1 protein-coding gene is annotated in these 251 nt (G+C 39.8%); it reads left to right on the forward strand.

All coding sequences use genetic code 11. The features are described from left to right. A partial coding sequence (gene thiI, locus AAEY62_RS23700; protein WP_350636908.1) for a thiazole biosynthesis protein occupies nt 1-233 on the forward strand: 233 nt, incomplete at its 5' end. Between the last annotated feature and the right edge of the window lie 18 nt (nt 234-251).

Raw genomic sequence — 251 nt, forward strand, 5'->3', positions numbered from 1 at the left:
CTGGTGCAGTGGTAATTGATATTCGCTCTCCAGAGGAAGAAGAAGCAGCACCACTGGAAATTGATTCTATAGAAGTGGTGCATTTGCCGTTTTTTCGCTTAGCAACTAAGTTTGGTGATTTACCAAAAGATCAAGACTATTACTTGTATTGCGATAGGGGTGTAATGAGCCAGTTACAAGCGCTTATTCTACACGAACAAGGCTTTACTACGGTAAAGGTATATCGCCCGTAAAAGTTAACGATATTAAAT

This window comes from Pseudoalteromonas sp. GW168-MNA-CIBAN-0100 (assembly GCF_040309225.1).
In the GTDB taxonomy this organism is placed as follows: Bacteria; Pseudomonadota; Gammaproteobacteria; order Enterobacterales; family Alteromonadaceae; genus Pseudoalteromonas; species Pseudoalteromonas arctica.